Genomic DNA, 17,244 nt, shown 5'->3' on the forward strand with positions numbered 1-17,244 from the left:
CCTAACGGCCGGTGAGCCGCCTGGCGTTTTCCAGGTGCGCGGTGAGCTGCTTCTGGATGCGCTCGGTCGCCTCGTCCAGCGCCTTGCGGGTGCGCCGTCCGCTGCTGTCGCCCGCGTCGAAGGGGTCGCCGAAGACGACGTCGACGCGGGAGCGCAGGGGTGGCAGCGCCTTTATCAACCGTCCAGGTCGCTCGGAGCTTCCCAGGACGGCGACCGGGACGATCGGGGCGCCGCCGCGCACGGCGAAGTAGGCGAGGCCCGCGCGCAGCGAGGCGAAGTCGCCCTCGCCGCGGGTGCCCTCCGGGAAGATGCCGAGCACGCCGCCGCTCTCCAGCACGCCGAGCGCCCGGGCGATGGCGGTGCGGTCGGTGGAGGCGCGGTCCACCTGGACCTGGCCGATGCCGGTCAGGAACTGTCCGAGCGGGCCGACGAACGCCTCCTTCTTGATCAGGAAGTGCGTCGGCCGGGGCGCCACGCCCATGACCATCGGGCCGTCGATGTTGTGCGCGTGGTTGACGGCGAAGATCAGCGGGCCGGTCGTGGGCACCCGCCAGGCGCCGAGCACGCGCGGCTTCCACAGGCCGTACATCAGGCCGACGCCGATGCGCCGCCCGACCTCGGCGCCCTTCTCGGAGGGGACGGAGGGTGAGGTCACTTACCCGCCCGCTTCTCCTCGACGAGGGTGACGACGCACTCGATGACCTGCGGGAGGGTGAGATCGGTGGTGTCCACCTCGACCGCGTCGTCCGCCTTGGCGAGCGGGGAGGTCTTGCGGCTGGAGTCGGCCGCGTCCCGCTTGATCAGGGCCTCGCGGGTGGCCTGCACGTCGGCGTCCTTGAGCTCGCCGCTGCGGCGGGCGGCGCGGGCCTCCGGTGAGGCGGTCAGGAAGATCTTGAGGTCGGCGTCGGGCAGCACGGTCGTACCGATGTCGCGGCCCTCGACGACGATGCCCCGCTCGGCGCTCGCGGCGATGGTGCGCTGCAGCTCGGTGATCCGGGTCCGCACCTCGGGGACGGCGCTGACCGCGCTGACCCTGGAGGTGACCTCCTGGGTACGGATCGGGCCGGCCACGTCCACGCCGTCGACCACGATGGTCGGGGCCTCCGGGTCGGTGCCGGACACGATCTCGGGCTTGCCGGCCGCGGCCGCGACGGCGTGCGGGTCGGCCGTGTCGATGCCGTTGGTCACCATCCACCACGTGATCGCCCGGTACTGCGCGCCGGTGTCCAGGTAGCTCAGGCCGAGCCGGGCGGCGACGGCCTTCGACGTGCTCGACTTGCCCGTGCCGGAGGGGCCGTCGATCGCGACGATCACGGCCGGGGCGGTCGGGGCGGCGCCGTTTTCCACGGGGGGACACCTTCCTGGTGCGGTGCGGTGGGTGGTGTGCGGGACGCGAGCGCGTCCCGCACAAGGTTACTGGGTCCGCGGGGCCCCTCCGACAGGCGCATGATCCCGCACGGCCCCGTGCGTCACTGCCGGATCGCCCAGCCCCGTTCCTTCAGGGCCGCCGTCAGCGCGGCGGCGGCCCTCGGCTCCACCATGAGCTGCACCAGACCGGCCTGCTGCCCGGTGGCGTGCTCGATCCGCACGTCCTCGACGTTGACGCCGGCCCGTCCCGCGTCCGCGAAGATGCGGGCGAGCTGTCCCGGCTGGTCGTCGATGAGGACGACCACGGTCTCGTAGACGCGCGGCGCGGAGCCGTGCTTGCCGGGGACCCGGACCTGGCCGGCGTTGCCGCGGCGCAGGACGGCCTCGATGCCGGCGCTGCCCTCGCGGCGCTTGTCGTCGTCGGAGGACTGCAGGGAGCGCAGGGCCCGCACCGTCTCCTCCAGGTCGGCGGCGACGTCGTCGAGCAGGTCGGCGACCGGTCCCGGGTTCGCGGAGAGGATGTCGATCCACATCCGGGGGTCGGAGGCGGCGATCCGGGTCACGTCGCGGATGCCCTGGCCGCACAGCCGGACGGCGGCCTCCTCGGCGTGCTCCAGGCGGGCGGCGACCATGCTGGAGACCAGGTGGGGCATGTGGGAGACGAGCGCCACGGCGCGGTCGTGGGCGTCGGCGTCCATCACGACCGGCACGGCCCGGCAGTGCGAGACCAGCTCGAGCGCGAGGTTGAGCACCTCGGTGTCGGTGTCCCGGGTCGGGGTCAGCACCCACGGGCGGCCCTCGAAGAGGTCGCCGGTGGCGGCCAGCGGGCCGGACTTCTCGCGGCCGGACATGGGGTGGGTGCCGATGTACGCGGAGAGGTCGAGCCCGCGCGCCTCCAGTTCGCGCCGGGGGCCGCCCTTGACGCTGGCCACGTCGATGTAGCCGCGGGCCAGCCCGCGCTCCATGGCGTCGGCGAGCACGTCGGCGACCAGGGCCGGCGGGGCGGCGACGACCGCGAGGTCGACGGGCCCCTCGGGGGCCTCGTCGGTGCCGGCGCCGAGGGCGGCGGCGGTACGGGCCTGCTCGGGGTCGTGGTCGGCGAGGTGCACGACGACACCCCGCCCGGTCAGGGCGAGGGCGGCGGAGGTGCCGATGAGGCCGGTGCCGATGACGAGTGCTGTTCTCACTGGGCGATGTCCTTGCGCAGGGCCGCGGCGGCGCCGAGGTAGACGTGGGAGATCTCGGCGCGGGGCCGGTCGGACTCGATGTGGGCGAGGATCCGGACGACGCGCGGCATGGCGCCCTCGACGTCCAGTTCCTGGGCGCAGATCAGCGGGACGTCGGTGATGCCGAGCTTGCGGGCGGCGGCGGCCGGGAAGTCGCTGTGCAGGTCGGGCGTGGCCGTGAACCAGATGCTGATCAGGTCGTCGCCGGTCAGCCCGTTGCGCTCCAGGACGGCGGTCAACAGGGCCGCGACCCGCTCGTCCATGTGCCCGGCCTCGTCCCGTTCCAGTTGGACGGCGCCCCGGACCGCTCGTACCGCCACGGCATGCTCCTCGCTGACGTGCGTTTCGGCTCTTGGTCCGTCCAGCGTAGTCAGCCCGCGCCGGGCCGGTGTGCGGCGCCCGTCTCCTGAGACGCTGGTCCCGGTTCTGACCACCGCCCCCTCACTCCTGGAGCGACGACATGACGCACGGTCCGACCCGCCGTACGGTCCTTCTCTGCACGGGCGCGACGACGCTCGCCGTGAGCTGTGGCGGTGGAGGCGGCGGGAGCGGCGACGCCGGTGACGGCGGTGACGGCGGTGACGGCGGTTCCCCCACCGTCTCGGCGGAGCGGGCGCTGGCGTCGACGAGTGACATCCCGGTCGGCGGCGGCAAGGTCTTCGACGCCGAGAAGGTCGTGGTGACCCAGCCGGTGCAGGGCGACTTCAAGGCCTTCTCCGCGGTCTGCACCCACCAGGGCTGCATCGTGTCGGACGTGCGCGACGGCGCCGTCCTGTGCGCCTGTCACGGCAGCAGGTTCGCCATCACCGACGGCGCGGTGGAACAGGGCCCGGCGACGAAGCCGCTGCCGCAGAAGCGGATCACGGTGGAGGGAAATTCGGTCCGCCTGGCGTGAGGGGTCCGCGTACGCTCCCGGGCATGCACCCCGAGACGCTGGTACGCGACCACACCATCTACGCCTGTGTCATGGGTTCGCGCGCCTTCGGACTGGCGACGGAGGACAGCGACACGGACCGCCGGGGCGTCTTCCTCGCCCCGGCCCCGCTGTTCTGGCGCTTCGAGAAGCCGCCGACCCACGTCGAGGGGCCGGCCGAGGAGCAGTTCGGCTGGGAACTGGAGCGCTTCTGCGAGCTGGCCCTGCGCGCGAACCCGAACATCCTGGAGTGCCTGCACTCCCCGCTCGTGGAGTACGCTGACGCCACCGGCCGCGAACTCCTCGCGCTGCGCGGGGCGTTCCTCTCCCGCCGGGCCCACGGGACGTTCACCCGGTACGCCCACGGCCAGCGCCGCAAGCTGGACGCCGACGTGCGCACGCACGGCGCCCCGCGCTGGAAGCACGCGATGCACCTGCTGCGGCTGCTGACGTCGGCCCGCGACCTGCTGCGCACGGGCGTCCTGACGATCGACGTGGGCGAGGCGCGGGAGTCACTGCTCGCCGTGAAGCGCGGCGAGGTGCCCTGGCCGGAGGTGGACGCCCGGATGGCCCGCCTGGTGGAGGAGAGCGAGCGGGCCGTCCGCCGCAGCCCGCTCCCCGACGAACCGGACCGGCGCCGCGTGGAGGACTTCCTCGTCCGCGTGCGCCGTGCCTCGGCCCTCCGGGCGGATCCGCACGACGAGGCCGTACGGGGCGTCGTGGGCGGCCGGGACGCCGGGCAGCGCTGACGCGGGCCCGCGCCCTCGTCCGGCACCGCGTGCAGCCGCTCCACGTCGGCCCGTACGCGCGCGTGGTCGACGTCCAGGGCGTCGATCATGGGCTCAAGCGTCCCAGAGCGCTCCGAGGGCCAGCAGGTCGGCCCGGTACTCGATGCGGTCCGCCCAGTCGGCGGGCCAGGCGTCGGCGCCCAGGTGCGCGCCCGCGAAGGCGCCCGCGAGGCAGGCGATGGAGTCGGAGTCGCCGGAGGTGCAGGCGCCGCGGCGCAGTGCGGTGAGCGGCTCGTCGACGAAGAGCAGGAAGCAGAGCAGCCCGGCGGCCATGGCCTCCTCGGCGATCCAGCCCTGGCCGACGGCCAGGCAGGGGTCGGTCTCGGGCGAGACGGTGCGCACCGCCTCCTGGAGCCGGTCGAGCGTCGCCAGGCACTCGTCCCAGCCGCGGGCGATGAAGTGCTCGGGCGTGGGGTCCTGGGCGCGGGTCCACAGGTCGCCGAGCCAGCGCTCGTGGTAGCGGGTGCGGTTGTCGTAGGCGTAGGAGCGCAGCCGCCCGACCAGTCCGGTCGGCTCGGCACCCTCGGCGAGCAGCCGGACGGCGTGCGCGGTGAGGTCGGAGGCGGCGAGCGCGGTGGGGTGGCCGTGGGTGAGCGCGGACTGCAACTGGGCGGCGCCCGCGCGCTGTTCGTCGCTCAGGCCGGGGACGAGTCCGACCGGTGCGACGCGCATGTTCGCGCCGCAGCCCTTGGAGTGGATCTGGCTGGCGTCCTGCCAGGGACGGTCGCCGCGCTCCAGCAGGTCGCAGGCCCTGAGGCAGGTGTTGCCCGGGGCCCGGTTGTTCTCCGGCGACCGGTTCCAGGCGATGAACTCCCGCCGTACGGGCTCGGTCATCCCCTCGGGGGTCAGGCTCCCGCGGTCCAGGGCCGTGCGCAGCCCCTTCCCCAGCGCCAGCGTCATCTGCGTGTCGTCGGTGACGAGCGCGGGGGCGGGCAGCGCCATCTCGCGCCAGGGGCCGCACTTGGCCAGGATCGAGGGGATGTCGTTGAACTCGGTGGGGAAACCCAGGGCGTCGCCGAGGGCGAGGCCGATGAGCGCTCCGGTGGCGGCGCGCTTGGTGCCGGGGGTCGTGGTCATGCGGGGCGTCCTTCCCGAGGGGTGCGGAGCAGGGGCGGGTGCAGGGTGGTGGCCGGGCCGGCGCGGTACAGCGCGGCCGGCTTGCCGCGGCCGCCGGTGAGGCGGGCGGCGCCGGGGACCGCCTCGACGAAGCCGGGGGTGGCGAGGACCTTGCGGCGGAAGTTGGGCCGGTCCAGGGCCGTGCCCCACACCGTCTCGTAGACCTGCTGGAGCTCGCCGAGCGTGAACTCGGCCGGGCAGAAGGCGGTGGCCAGGCAGGTGTACTCGAGCTTGGCGCCGACGCGTTCCCGGGCGTCGGCCAGGATCCGGTCGTGGTCGAAGGCGAGGTCGCGGGCGGTGTCGTACGGGACCCAGCGGGCCTCGGCCGCGTCGGTGCCGGCGTGCGGCTCGGGAGGGTCGGGCAGCAGTGCCGTGAAGGCGACGGACACGACCCGCATCCGGGGGTCCCGGCCGGGCTCGCTGTAGGTCCGCAGCTGCTCCAGGTGCAGCCCGGTCACGTCCGCGAGGCCCGTCTCCTCGGCCAGCTCCCGGCGGGCCGCCTCCTCCGCCGACTCCTCGGGCAGCAGGAAGCCGCCGGGCAGGGCCCAGCGGCCGGCGTACGGCTCCTGCCCCCGTTCGACGAGCAGCACGTGCAGCGCGCCCGCGCGGAGCGTGAGGACGGCGAGGTCGACGGTGACGGCGAAGGGCTCGAAGGCGTGCTTGTCGTAGCCGGACACGGACGGCCACCCCCTTAATAGTCACTCAGACTATAAAAGGGGGTGGCCGCCCGTCACAACCCTTCGGCCTCCTAGAGGTCGACCTCCTGCATCAGCATCCCGACCTCCGTGTTGGACAGCCGGCGCAGCCAGCCCGACTTCTGGTCGCCCAGCGTGATCGGGCCGAACGCGGTGCGCACGAGCTTGTCCACGGGGAAGCCCGCCTCCGCCAGCATCCGGCGGACGATGTGCTTGCGGCCCTCGTGGAGGGTGACCTCGACCAGGTAGTTCTTGCCGGTCTGCTCCACGACCCGGAAGTGGTCCGCGCGCGCGTACCCGTCCTCCAGCTGGATGCCGTCCTTCAGGCGCTTGCCGAGGTCGCGCGGGATCGGGCCCACGATGTGCGCGAGGTAGGTCTTCTTCACGCCGTACTTCGGGTGGGTCAGGCGGTGCGCCAGCTCACCGTGGTTGGTGAGCAGGATGACGCCCTCGGTCTCGGTGTCGAGCCGGCCGACGTGGAAGAGACGGGTCTCGCGGTTGGTGACGTAGTCGCCGAGGCACTGCCGGCCCTCCGGGTCCTCCATGGTGGAGACGACGCCGGCGGGCTTGTTGAGCGAGAAGAACTGGTACGACTGCGTCGCGACGGTCAGGCCGTCGACCTTGACCTCGTCCTTCTCCGGGTCGACCCGCTTGCCCTGCTCCATGACGATCTCGCCGTTGACCTCGACGCGCGCCTGCTCGATCAGCTCCTCGCAGGCCCGCCGGGAGCCGTATCCGGCGCGTGCGAGGACCTTCTGCAGCCGCTCGCCCTCCTGCTCGGCGCCCGGGAAGGTCTTGGGCAGCCTGACGTCCTTCTTGCCCGCGTACCGCTCGCGGTTGCGCTCCTCGGCGCGGGTCTCGTACTCGCGGGACGTCGCCGGGACGCTGCGCCCGCGCTGCAGGGGCTTCTTCGGGCCGCCCTTGGCGCCACCGCGGGCCGCGGGGCCGCGGCCCGACTTCGGGCCGCCCTGGGTGGCACCGGGGCCCACGTCGTAGCGCCGCTCCTCCGGGCGCGGCTTCCTGGGACGGCCGCCCTGCCTGTCGTCGCGGTTGTTGCCGGCGCCGCGCTGGTTGCCGCGACCCCCGCTGCTCCCGCCGCGGCCGCCGCTGTTGCCACCACGGCTCCCGCCGTTGTTTCCGCTGCTGTTCCTGCCGCTGCTGCTTCGCATCAAAGTTCCGTCTTGTCGTCTGCGTCCTCGGAATCCGGGGCGTCCGGATCGAACGACGGGACCCCTTCCAGCGTCTCGGCCTCGATCGCCGCCGCCTCCGGGAGGAAGGGCGCGAGCTCCGGGAGCTCGTCCAGGCCGCGCAGGCCCATCCGCTCCAGGAAGTAGTTCGTCGTCACGTACAGGATCGCACCTGTTTCGGGTTCCGTGCCCGCCTCCTCCACCAGCCCCCGCTGGAGGAGGGTGCGCATCACACCGTCGCAGTTCACTCCGCGCACCGCGGAGACGCGGCTGCGGCTGACCGGCTGGCGGTAGGCGACCACCGCGAGGGTCTCCAGCGCGGCCTGGGTGAGGCGGGCGTGCCGGCCGTCCAGGACGTAGCCCTCGACGGCCGCGGCGTACTCGGGGCGGCTGTAGAAGCGCCAGCCGCCGGCGACGAGCCTGAGCTCGAAACCGCGGCCCTGGGCGGTGTACTCGTCGGCCAGCTCGCGCAGCGCGTCCGCGATCTGCCGCCTGGGCCGCTGGAGGACCTTCGCGAGGTGCTCCTCGGTCGCGGGTTCGTCGACGACCATGAGGACGGCTTCGAGGGCGGGCCCGAGGTCGAGGGCGGCGACGTCGCGCGCGCCCTCCGGGAACGGGGTGGTCTCGTCGCTCACGCCTGCTGCTCCTCCTCGGTCGTCCCGTTCTCCCCGGGCGTCCCGTTCTCCCCGGGCGGCCGGTCGAACTCGTCGGTCACCACCGGCTCGGCCGCCCCGTCCCCGCCGGTCCAGCGCACCAGCAGGTCGCCGAGCGCGGTCTCCTGGTCGAGCGCGACGGCCCTCTCCCGGTACAGCTCCAGCAAGGCCAGGAAGCGGGCCACGACGGTCAGGGTGTCCTCGGCGTCCTCGACCAGGACGCCGAAGCCGGCCTCGCCCAGCTCCCGCAGCCGGGCCACGACGATCCGGGCCTGCTCCTGCACGCTGACCAGGGGCGCGTGGATGTGCTCGACGTACACCTGCGGCTCGGGCCTGGGCTGCATCGCCTTCACCGCGAGCTCGGCGAAGCCCGCGGGGCCGATGCTGATGACGACCTCGGGCAGCAGCTCGGCGTGATGGGGTTCCAGGCCGACGGTGCGGGGGTGACGGCGGGCCTCGGCGTCGAGCCGCTCGTTGAAGATCTCCGCGATCTGCTTGTACGCGCGGTACTGCAGCAGCCGCGCGAAGAGCAGGTCGCGGGCCTCCAGCAGCGCGAGGTCGGCCTCGTCCTCGACCTCGGCGGCGGGCAGCAGCCGAGCCGCCTTCAGATCGAGCAGGGTGGCGGCGACGACCAGGAACTCGGTCGTCTCGTCCAGGTCCCAGTCCGGTCCCATGGCGCGGATGTGCGCCATGAACTCGTCGGTCACCTCGGAGAGCGCGACCTCGGTGACGTCCATCCTGTGCTTGGAGATGAGCTGGAGGAGCAGGTCGAAGGGCCCCTCGAAGTTGGCGAGCCGGACCTTGAAGACCCCGTCGCCCGCGTCCTCGGACGCGTCGTCGGGGTGGTCGTGGGACGCCGCTCCGGGGACGGACGCCTCGGTCCCGCCCCTCGTCGGGACGACCCGGTCCGCGGGGACGGGCTCCGGTGCCCCCGAGGACGGGCCGGAGGGGCCCTCGGGACCGTCCGGCGCGGTGGTCTCCCGGCCGGCGTGCCCCGTACCGGGCTCCGCCGCCGTGCCGGGGCCTCGCGGGGCCGCGGGGACCCGGCCCGCCTCGGACGGCGCCTCCACGCCGGGGGCGGGCGGCTCGGTGCCCGGCGTCGCCTCCTGGGGCGACGGGGCCACCCGTGGCATCCCAGGCCCTCTCCCGAGGGTGCGCCGACGGCCGGCGGGGGCACCGGGGCGGGAAGCGTCGTTCGAGGTCATGACCCCCGCAGGCTACCGCTACCGTCCGCGCAGCCGCCGTACGAGGATGCTGGCGTCCCCGCGGCTCTCCAGGTCGGCGAGGACCACGGCGACCGCCTCGCGGACGATCCGGCCGCGGTCCACGGCCAGCCCGTGCTCGCCCCGGAGCACCAGCCGGGCGTGCTCCAGATCCATGAGCTCCTCGGCGGAGACGTACACGGTGATCTTCTCGTCGTGCCGTTCACGGCCGCTGGGCCGCCGTGCGGCGGCCCGGCCGCGCTTGCGGGGCTGGGCGACGGCAGAACCTTCCTGCGCGTCCGTCCCGGGGTCGGGGCGCCGCGCCGGGCGGTCCGCGCCCCGGCTGCGCGACTCACCGGCCGGGTCCACGTCCGCCGCCGCGTGCTCCGCGCCCCCGCCGTCACCGCCCTGTGCGGGCACCGACTGCGGCGCGTCCTCGGCGGCCGCCGGGTCGCTCTCCCCCGCCGGAGCCGGTACCCGGGCGTCGCCGCCCGCCGGCCGCCGCGGGGTGGACGCCTGGAGCGCCATCCCCCCTGTCGTACGGAAGAGTTCGTCGGCCCCCGGCAGACTCACTCGGCGTGACACCGGGCGAGCACCTCCCTGGCGAGCTGGCGGTAGGCGGCGGCACCGACGGAGTTGGAGGCGTACGTGGTGATCGGCTCACCGGCGACCGTGGTCTCCGGGAAGCGGACCGTGCGCCCGATGACCGTGTGGTAGACGTGGTCGTCGAACGCCTCGACGACACGCGCGAGCACCTCACGGCTGTGCACCGTGCGCGAGTCGTACATGGTGGCGAGGATGCCGTCGAGCTCCAGGTCGGGGTTGAGCCGCTCCTGGACCTTCTCGATGGTCTCGGTCAGCAGGGCCACGCCGCGCAGCGCGAAGAACTCGCACTCCAGCGGCACGATCACCTTGTGCGCGGCGGTCAGCGCGTTGACCGTCAGCAGGCCGAGCGAGGGCTGGCAGTCGATGACGATGTAGTCGTAGTCGTCCATCAGCGGCTTGAGCGCCCGCTGGAGGGTGGACTCGCGCGCGACCTCGCTCACCAGCTGGACCTCGGCCGCCGACAGGTCGATGTTGCTGGGCAGCAGGTCCATGTTGGGGACCGCCGTCTTCAGCAGCACCTCGTCGGCCGCCATGCCCCGCTCCATGAGCAGGTTGTAGACGGTGAGGTCGAGCTCCATCGGGTTGACGCCGAGGCCGACCGACAGCGCGCCCTGCGGGTCGAAGTCGACGAGCAGCACCCGGCGCCCGTACTCGGCGAGCGCGGCACCCAGGTTGATGGTCGACGTGGTCTTGCCGACGCCGCCCTTCTGGTTGCACATCGCGATGATCTTCGCGGGGCCGTGGTCGGTCAGCGGCCCCGGGATCGGGAAGTACGGCAGCGGACGCCCGGTCGGGCCGATGCGCTCGCGGCGCTGCCGGGCCGCGTCGGGCGCGAGCGTGGCCGCGTACTCGGGGTCGGGCTCGTATTCGGCGTCGGGATCGTAGAAGTGCCCCTCGGGCAGTTCGTCGTAGACGGCGAACTGGTCGTGGGGCGCGCCACTTCCGTCGCCGGCCATGGCGTTCACGTGTTGGCCATCCATACTCATGTGTGCTGTCTGAGGTGCCTGCGGACTCTGGTGGGCAGCTGCGAAGGTGCGTACAGCGACGGAGCCGACAGCCTCGAGACGCCCGGGGCCGTGGGCCCGTGCAGGCATTCCTGGTTGACCACCCCCGGGAGTAAATGTCGACTCATTCACAAGTCGTCTTACCTCCTTGGTGACCAGGAAACTTCTAGACAGGTCAGCGTGACACCATGCCGACGTTCGGCGACTCTATGGCGTGTCGGCCGTTCGCAGCAACACAATCCGCCGGACCCGGCCGGATGTGTCGGCAAGGAAACACCCCCCTGTCAAGGGCGTACGGCCGTCGCACAGCAGGTTTCACCGGTGCGCGAATCGGTTGAAGCGTCACGTTCGAGGCGAGTTGGCCGAGAATCGCAAAGTGACCATACACACACCCGGCCGGACCTTGTCGGGCAAGGTCCGGCCGGGTGTGCGGGGTTGACGACGACTGTTGACGTATCGCCTTTTCCGGTGGATGACTTGACCGGTGCACCGGCCTCGGCGGGTCAGGCGAGCAGCGAGGCCAGCTCGACGTGCTCCAGGCCGTGCGCCTCGGCGACCTCCTTGTAGACGACCTTGCCGTCATGGGTGTTGAGGCCCTTGGCCAGCGCGGGGTCGCGGCGCAGCGCGTCGGCCCAGCCGCGGTCGGCCAGCTCCACGATGTACGGCAGCGTGGCGTTGGTCAGCGCGTAGGTGGAGGTGTTCGGCACCGCGCCGGGCATGTTGGCGACGCAGTAGAACACCGACCCGTGCACCGGGAAGGTCGGCTCGGCGTGCGTGGTCGGGTGGGAGTCCTCGAAGCAGCCGCCCTGGTCGATCGCGATGTCGACAAGGACACTTCCGGGCTTCATCCGGGAGACCAGCTCGTTGGTGACCAGCTTCGGGGCCTTGGCGCCCGGGATCAGCACGGCGCCGATCACGAGGTCGGCCTCCAGGCAGGCCTTCTCCAGCTCGAAGGAGTTGGAGACGACGGTCTGGATCTTCGTGCCGAAGATCTTGTCGGCTTCCTTGAGCTTGTTGATGTCCTTGTCGAGCAGGGTCACGTGGAAGCCCATGCCGATGGCGATCTGCGCGGCGTTCCAGCCGGAGACGCCGCCGCCGATGACGACGGCCCGGCCGGCCAGCACGCCGGGGACGCCGCCGGGCAGCACGCCGCGGCCGCCGTTGGCCGCCATCAGGTGGTAGGCGCCGACCTGCGGGGCCAGGCGGCCCGCGACCTCGGACATGGGGGCGAGCAGCGGCAGCGCGCGGTTCGGGAGCTCGACCGTCTCGTAGGCGATCGCGGTGGTGCCGGACTCGATGAGCGCGTCCGTGCACTCCTTGGACGCGGCCAGGTGCAGGTAGGTGAAGAGCGTCTGGTCCTTGCGGAGGCGGTGGTACTCCTCCGCGATGGGCTCCTTGACCTTCAGCAGCAGGTCGGCGGCGGCCCAGACCTCGTCGGCGGTGTCGAGTATCCGCGCACCGGCGGCGACGTACTCCTCGTTCGGGATCGAGGAGCCCACGCCGGCGTCGCGCTCGACGACGACCTGGTGACCGTGGCGCACCAGCTCGTGCACGCCGGCGGGGGTGATGGCCACCCGGAACTCGTTGTTCTTGACCTCGCGGGGAATGCCGACCTTCACGTGGATCACGGTCCTTGGCTCAGAGAATGGGGTTATTACAAGGCATACCCGCTCAGGCTCGGGCACACCGGGGTAGACCGCAGGAGAAAGTGCGGCAGAGCCAGTCTAATGAAGGCGTTGCCACTGTCTAGCCTTTCAAAGCATTAATCTTCACGGGAAGCGCTGCGGATTTCGCAGGCATCATCGGCTTCTTCCCTCAGCATGCGTTCTGCTGTGCTCCGGTGCAGGCCGGCCGCGGTGGGGTCGCCGAGGTGGTCGAGCGTGTCGGCGAGCCGGAGGTGCAGCGCGGCCTGGAGCCGGACGTCCTCGGCCCGGCGCGCCCACTCGACGGCCTCCTGGCAGGTGCGCAGCGACTCCTCGGGCCGCCCGGCGTACTCCTGGACACGGGCGAGCTCGCTCAACGCCCGCGCGTGAGCCGGGAGATCGCCGGTCCTGCGGTACCCGGCGACCGCCGCGCGCCAGGAGCGCGCCGCCTCGCCGTAGCGGCCGGCGTAGGTGTGGGCGGTGGCGATGCGGCCGTAGACCCGGGCGGCGTCGGCGCGTTCGTCCCGGGCGAGCCGCTGGGCGAGGGCCCGGCCGAACCAGTCGGCGGCCCGGTCGTAGTCCCCCAGCTCCAGGTGCGCGCCGCCTACGGATTCCATCGCGCGGCCGGTCGCGTACGGGTCGTCCGCCGCGCGTCCGGCGTCCAGCGCGGCCCGGTAGCGCACCAGCGCCTCGGCGGTACGGCCGGTGCGGGCGTCCAGGTCGCCCAGGTTCAGCAGGGCCGCCGCCTTCTCCCGGGGCAGATCGCGGCGCTCGGCCACGTCGAGGACGAGCCGGTGGACGTCGTACAGGTCGGGCGCCGCCGCCCGGGTGCCGAAGTGGGCCACCATGGCCCGCACCAGCTGGGACATCAGCCTGCGGGCGAGGGTGTCCAGCTCGCCGTCGGCGACCGCGTGGCGGGCCGCGGCCAGCAGGGCGGGCCGGCGAAGGCGCAGCCAGTCGGCGGCGGCCCTCGGGGTGGGGAAGCGCAGGGCCCGCGGCATGCCGTCGAGCTTCTCGCGCGCCCGGTCGCTGTCGGTCTCGGTGATCGCCCGGCACGACTGCAGCAGCCGTACCGTCCGCTCCAGCATCCGGGCGCGCGCCAGCTGGAGCTCGGCGGGCCGGTCGTGCCGGTCGGCGAGGGCCTTCAGCAGGGGATGCAGGCAGCCGGGGACCTCGTACTGCGGCAGCGCCGAGCCGACCGGGTGCAGCAGGCCGAGGGCGACGAATTCGTCGAGGGTGGCGCGCGCGTCGCCCACGGAACAGCCGGCGAGCGCGGACGCGGTGTGCGGGTCGACCAGGCCGGCCGGGGCCAGGGAGAGCAGGCGCAGTATCCGGGCGGCGGGGCCGGGCAGCGACGTGTAGACGAGGCGGAAGACGCGGCCGAGCGGCGTTCCCCGGTCGTCCTCGGCGTGCACGTGCCGGGCGAGGTCGGCGACGGCCGCCTTGGGGCGGGCCGCGAGCCAGCCGCCGGCCAGGGTGAGGGCGGCGGGCTGCGCCTGGCAGACCTCGGCCAGCTGCTCGGCGGCCCGGGGGTCGACGGTGATGCGGACCGAGCCGGTGAACCGGGACAGCAGCTCCACGGCCGACTTGGTGTCCAGGCCCCCCAGCGTGCACGGGCGGACGTCCGCGATGCCGGTCAGCGGGCCCCCGGAGACGACGACGGCCAGGCAGTCCGGGGCGTCCGGGAGCAGGGCGTCGACCTGCTCCGCGTCGGCGGCGTCGTCGAGCAGCAGCAGGACCCGGCGGTCGGCGAGCGTCTCGCGCAGGGCGGCGGCGAGGTCGTCCTCGTGGGCGCCGGGCGGGGTGGGGCGGTCCAGCTCGGTGAGCAGGTCGCGGGCGATCCGGTCCACGGGCACGCGCCTGCCGTCCGGCTCGCTCAGCCGGGCCCGCAGCAGTCCGTCGGGGTAGCGGACGGCGACCTGGGCGGCGAGCTCCTCGGCGAGCGCGGTGCGGCCGGAGCCGGGCCTGCCCGCGATGAGCAGCACACGGGCGCGGGGGGCCTTGCGGCCGGAGAGGGTGTCCAGGCCCGCTCGCTCGATGTCGGCCCGCAGCTGTTTCAGCTCGCGGGTGCGGCCCAGGAACCGAGTCTCCTCGGCAGGGTCGCCCGACAGCCGCACACCGTCCGTGTCCACCGCCTGATCCGTCACGGGCCACACTCCCGATCCCACCGCACGCCGGCGCCCGCCGGAACTCCGGTTCGGGCGTTTCCCGAGCCTAGTTCACGCTGTGCTACGCGCCGGGAGGAGCGCGGCGGGCGCATCCCCTGATCGGATCAACCGATCGTCACATCGCAGGAGGCCGCGCGGGCGTCGCCCGGGGCCGTTCGGGGGTGTGCGGGCGGGCCGGGGCCGGAGCCCCGTCCTCAGGCCTCGAACGGACGCGCCGGCCACGGCGCCTCGGCCGGGCGCAGCGCGTCCAGCCCGTCGCCGTGCTCCGCCGCGACCAGCGAGAGCACACCCACGACGAGGCAGTTGTTGTGCAGGTCGCCCGCGAGCACCCCCCGGACCAGGTCCGCGACGGGCACCCGCTCCAGTTCCATGTCGGCCTCCTCGTCCTCGGCCGCGAAGCGTTCGCCGTCAGCCTCGGACAGGTTCCGGGCGAGGAAGATCCGCACGGCCTCGTCGCAGCCGCCGGGGGTGGTGTAGACGTCGGTCAGCACCCGCCAGTCCTCGGCCTTGACGTGCGCCTCCTCGTACAGCTCGCGCTGGGCGGCGTGCAGCGGGTTCTCGCCGGGCACGTCGAGCAGGCCGGCCGGGATCTCCCAGAGCTTCTCGCGCACCGGGTGCCGGTACTGGCGGATCACCAGCGCCCGGCCCTCGTCGTCCAGGGCGAGGACGGCCACGGAGCCGGGGTGGACCTGGTAGTCGCGGCTCGTCACGGAGCCGTCGGGCATGACCACCTCGTCCGTGCGGACGGAGGTCTTCTTGCCCCGGAAGGGGGTCTGGGTCGCCCGGACCTCCCACTCCTCGGGGGTGTCCCTGATGGTCGTGCCCGTCATGCCCTGTCCTTCCAGACGTACGAGAAGAAGCCGGGACGCGCCCCGTCGAACGGACGCGTCCCGGCCACCGTACAACCGGTGTGCTACTTCGACGTCTTCCGCTCGACCGCGGCCTTGACCAGCCCGGCGAACAGCGGGTGCGGGCGGGTCGGGCGCGAGCGCAGCTCCGGGTGCGCCTGCGTGGCGACCAGGTACGGGTGGACCTCGCGCGGGTACTCGACGTACTCGACGAGCTTGCCGTCCGGGGAGGTGCCCGAGAAGACGATGCCGGCCTTCTTCTCCAGCTCCGCGCGGTAGGCGTTGTTCACCTCGTAGCGGTGGCGGTGGCGCTCCTCGACGTACTCCTTGCCGTCGTACACCTCGCGCACGATGGAGCCCTCGGCCAGCTTGGCCGGGTACATGCCGAGTCGCATGGTGCCGCCCATGTCGCCCTCGCCGGCGACGATGTCCAGCTGCTCGGCCATGGTGGAGACGACCGGGTGGGCGGTGGCGGGGTCGAACTCGGTGGAGTTGGCGTCCGCGATGCCGGCCAGGTTGCGCGCGGCCTCGACCACGATGCACTGCAGACCCAGGCACAGGCCCAGCAACGGGATCCTGTTCTCCCGGGCGTACTTGATCGCGCCGACCTTGCCGGTCACACCGCGCTCGCCGAAGCCGCCCGGGATGCAGATCGCGTCGACGTCGCCGAGCTGGGCCTTGGCACCGGCCGGGGTCTTGCAGTCGTCGGACGTGACCCACTTGATCTTCACGCGGGCCCGGTTGGCGAAGCCGCCGGCCCGCAGCGCCTCGGTGACCGAGAGGTAGGCGTCGGGCAGGTCGATGTACTTGCCGACCAGCGCCATGGTGATCTCGTGCTCGGGCTTGTGGACGCGGTCGAGCAGGTCGTCCCAGGTCGTCCAGTCCACGTCGCGGAAGGGCAGGTCCAGCTTGCGGACCACGTAGGCGTCCAGGCCCTCGGCGTGCACGACCTTCGGGATGTCGTAGATCGAGCGGGCGTCGGGGCAGGCGACGACGGCCGCCTCGTCGACGTCGCACATCAGGGAGATCTTGCGCTTGATCGCCGTGGGTACTTCACGGTCGCAGCGCAGGACGATCGCGTCCGGCTGAATGCCGATGTTGCGCAGCGCGGCCACGCTGTGCTGGGTGGGCTTGGTCTTCAGCTCGCCCGAGGGACCGATGTAGGGCAGGAGGGAGATGTGGACCACGAAGACGTTGTCGCGGCCGACCTCGTGGCGGACCTGGCGGACGGTCTCCAGGAACGGCAGCGACTCGATGTCGCCGACCGTGCCGCCGACCTCGGTGATCACGACGTCCACCTCGTCCGTCGCCATGCGGCGGATGCGGTGCTTGATCTCGTTGGTGATGTGCGGGATGACCTGCACCGTGTCGCCCAGGTACTCGCCGCGCCGCTCCTTGGCGATCACCGTCGAGTAGACCTGGCCCGTGGTGACGTTGGCGGAGCCGTCCAGGTCCCGGTCGAGGAAGCGCTCGTAGTGGCCGATGTCCAGGTCGGTCTCGGCACCGTCGTTGGTGACGAAGACCTCACCGTGCTGGAACGGGTTCATCGTGCCGGGGTCGACATTGAGATACGGGTCGAGCTTCTGCATCACGACGCGCAGACCGCGGGCCTTGAGCAGCATGCCGAGGCTGGAGGCGGTCAGCCCCTTGCCGAGCGAGGAGGCGACACCCCCGGTGACGAAGATGTGCTTGGTCGTCGAGGCTGTGCTGTTTCGAAAAACAGTGGTCGGCATGGCCAAGAGGGGGCTCCCGTGGTCGCGGTCTGGGTGCGGTGCGTCCGTCGTGCGGCCCGGTCGTCCCGGGGTGCCGTCGGCGGCGCCGCTGCGG

17 protein-coding genes are annotated in these 17,244 nt (G+C 72.9%); 2 read left to right on the top strand and 15 right to left on the bottom strand.

The genetic code is table 11. The annotated features are described in order from the left end of the window. Position 1: 1 nt before the first annotated feature. From JHAT_RS19830 to aroH, 4 genes are all read right to left on the bottom strand, one after another. Positions 2 to 589, bottom strand: a complete 588-nt coding sequence (locus JHAT_RS19830) for a 1-acyl-sn-glycerol-3-phosphate acyltransferase (RefSeq protein WP_253195553.1) — start codon at positions 587 to 589, stop codon at positions 2 to 4. 62 nt (positions 590 to 651) lie between these two features. Further along, positions 652 to 1,347 carry a (d)CMP kinase gene (gene cmk, locus JHAT_RS19835; RefSeq protein WP_077799560.1) on the bottom strand — a complete coding sequence of 232 codons (696 nt, stop codon included), beginning with the start codon at positions 1,345 to 1,347 and terminating at the stop codon, positions 652 to 654. A 122-nt stretch (positions 1,348 to 1,469) separates the two neighbouring features. Next, the gene (locus JHAT_RS19840) at positions 1,470 to 2,555 is read right to left on the bottom strand and encodes a prephenate dehydrogenase (RefSeq protein ID WP_077799561.1); all 1,086 of its coding nucleotides are present in this window, start codon (positions 2,553 to 2,555) and stop codon (positions 1,470 to 1,472) included. Then, positions 2,552 to 2,914: a chorismate mutase gene (gene aroH / locus JHAT_RS19845; RefSeq protein WP_077799562.1), complete on the bottom strand. Its 363-nt coding sequence runs from the start codon at positions 2,912 to 2,914 to the stop codon at positions 2,552 to 2,554. Before aroH ends, JHAT_RS19840 begins: the two co-directional genes overlap by 4 nt. Positions 2,915 to 3,054: 140 nt before the next feature. On the opposite strand from aroH, the gene JHAT_RS19850 reads away from it, so the two are divergent. After that, the gene (locus JHAT_RS19850) at positions 3,055 to 3,489 is read left to right on the top strand and encodes a Rieske (2Fe-2S) protein (protein WP_077799563.1); all 435 of its coding nucleotides are present in this window, start codon (positions 3,055 to 3,057) and stop codon (positions 3,487 to 3,489) included. A 23-nt stretch (positions 3,490 to 3,512) separates the two neighbouring features. After that, the gene (locus JHAT_RS19855; RefSeq protein ID WP_077799564.1) at positions 3,513 to 4,256 is read left to right on the top strand and encodes a DNA polymerase beta superfamily protein; all 744 of its coding nucleotides are present in this window, start codon (positions 3,513 to 3,515) and stop codon (positions 4,254 to 4,256) included. 93 nt (positions 4,257 to 4,349) lie between these two features. Here JHAT_RS19855 and JHAT_RS19860 read toward each other — a convergent pair whose 3' ends face one another. The 11 genes from JHAT_RS19860 to JHAT_RS19910 form a co-directional block, all read right to left on the bottom strand. Further along, on the bottom strand, positions 4,350 to 5,372 hold the full coding sequence (locus JHAT_RS19860) for an ADP-ribosylglycohydrolase family protein (RefSeq protein WP_077799565.1): 1,023 nt from the start codon (positions 5,370 to 5,372) through the stop codon (positions 4,350 to 4,352). Continuing rightward, on the bottom strand, positions 5,369 to 6,088 hold the full coding sequence (locus tag JHAT_RS19865; protein ID WP_077799566.1) for an NUDIX domain-containing protein: 720 nt from the start codon (positions 6,086 to 6,088) through the stop codon (positions 5,369 to 5,371). The genes JHAT_RS19860 and JHAT_RS19865 overlap by 4 nt, the downstream gene beginning before the upstream one ends. 71 nt (positions 6,089 to 6,159) lie before the next feature. Beyond that, entirely contained in the window at positions 6,160 to 7,275 is a 1,116-nt protein-coding gene (locus JHAT_RS19870; RefSeq protein WP_077799567.1) for a pseudouridine synthase, read from the bottom strand. Continuing rightward, positions 7,275 to 7,928 carry an SMC-Scp complex subunit ScpB gene (gene scpB, locus JHAT_RS19875; protein ID WP_077799568.1) on the bottom strand — a complete coding sequence of 218 codons (654 nt, stop codon included), beginning with the start codon at positions 7,926 to 7,928 and terminating at the stop codon, positions 7,275 to 7,277. Before scpB ends, JHAT_RS19870 begins: the two co-directional genes overlap by 1 nt. Then, positions 7,925 to 9,151 carry a ScpA family protein gene (locus JHAT_RS33945; protein ID WP_107481968.1) on the bottom strand — a complete coding sequence of 409 codons (1,227 nt, stop codon included), beginning with the start codon at positions 9,149 to 9,151 and terminating at the stop codon, positions 7,925 to 7,927. Before JHAT_RS33945 ends, scpB begins: the two co-directional genes overlap by 4 nt. 18 nt (positions 9,152 to 9,169) lie before the next feature. Beyond that, on the bottom strand, positions 9,170 to 9,721 hold the full coding sequence (locus tag JHAT_RS19885; protein ID WP_077799569.1) for a hypothetical protein: 552 nt from the start codon (positions 9,719 to 9,721) through the stop codon (positions 9,170 to 9,172). Then, a complete protein-coding gene (locus tag JHAT_RS19890) occupies positions 9,718 to 10,848 on the bottom strand; it encodes a ParA family protein (protein ID WP_171990985.1) in 1,131 nt (376 codons plus the stop codon). Before JHAT_RS19890 ends, JHAT_RS19885 begins: the two co-directional genes overlap by 4 nt. A gap of 413 nt (positions 10,849 to 11,261) precedes the next feature. After that, positions 11,262 to 12,386, bottom strand: coding sequence for an alanine dehydrogenase (gene ald / locus JHAT_RS19895; RefSeq protein ID WP_077799571.1), 1,125 nt, complete (start codon positions 12,384 to 12,386; stop codon positions 11,262 to 11,264). A 134-nt stretch (positions 12,387 to 12,520) separates the two neighbouring features. Then, a complete protein-coding gene (locus JHAT_RS19900) occupies positions 12,521 to 14,548 on the bottom strand; it encodes a tetratricopeptide repeat protein (RefSeq protein WP_171990986.1) in 2,028 nt (675 codons plus the stop codon). A gap of 215 nt (positions 14,549 to 14,763) precedes the next feature. Beyond that, on the bottom strand, positions 14,764 to 15,399 hold the full coding sequence (locus JHAT_RS19905) for an NUDIX hydrolase (protein WP_077799573.1): 636 nt from the start codon (positions 15,397 to 15,399) through the stop codon (positions 14,764 to 14,766). Positions 15,400 to 15,482: 83 nt separating this feature from the next. Then, a complete protein-coding gene (locus JHAT_RS19910) occupies positions 15,483 to 17,150 on the bottom strand; it encodes a CTP synthase (RefSeq protein WP_077799574.1) in 1,668 nt (555 codons plus the stop codon). Positions 17,151 to 17,244 lie beyond the last annotated feature (94 nt).

The sequence above is a fragment of the Streptomyces sp. JHA26 genome (genome assembly GCF_002005565.1).
GTDB lineage: Bacteria > Actinomycetota > Actinomycetes > Streptomycetales > Streptomycetaceae > Streptomyces.

Coding starts and splice junctions, on each gene's coding strand:
- JHAT_RS19830 (WP_253195553.1), bottom strand. CDS start 589: ATGTACGGCCTGTGGAAGCCGCGCGTGCTCGGCGCCTGGCGGGTGCCC.
- JHAT_RS19850 (WP_077799563.1), top strand. CDS start 3,055: ATGACGCACGGTCCGACCCGCCGTACGGTCCTTCTCTGCACGGGCGCG.
- JHAT_RS19855 (WP_077799564.1), top strand. CDS start 3,513: ATGCACCCCGAGACGCTGGTACGCGACCACACCATCTACGCCTGTGTC.
- JHAT_RS19860 (WP_077799565.1), bottom strand. CDS start 5,372: ATGACCACGACCCCCGGCACCAAGCGCGCCGCCACCGGAGCGCTCATC.
- JHAT_RS19870 (WP_077799567.1), bottom strand. CDS start 7,275: ATGCGAAGCAGCAGCGGCAGGAACAGCAGCGGAAACAACGGCGGGAGC.
- JHAT_RS33945 (WP_107481968.1), bottom strand. CDS start 9,151: ATGACCTCGAACGACGCTTCCCGCCCCGGTGCCCCCGCCGGCCGTCGG.
- JHAT_RS19890 (WP_171990985.1), bottom strand. CDS start 10,848: ATGCCTGCACGGGCCCACGGCCCCGGGCGTCTCGAGGCTGTCGGCTCC.
- JHAT_RS19905 (WP_077799573.1), bottom strand. CDS start 15,399: ATGACGGGCACGACCATCAGGGACACCCCCGAGGAGTGGGAGGTCCGG.
- JHAT_RS19910 (WP_077799574.1), bottom strand. CDS start 17,150: ATGCCGACCACTGTTTTTCGAAACAGCACAGCCTCGACGACCAAGCAC.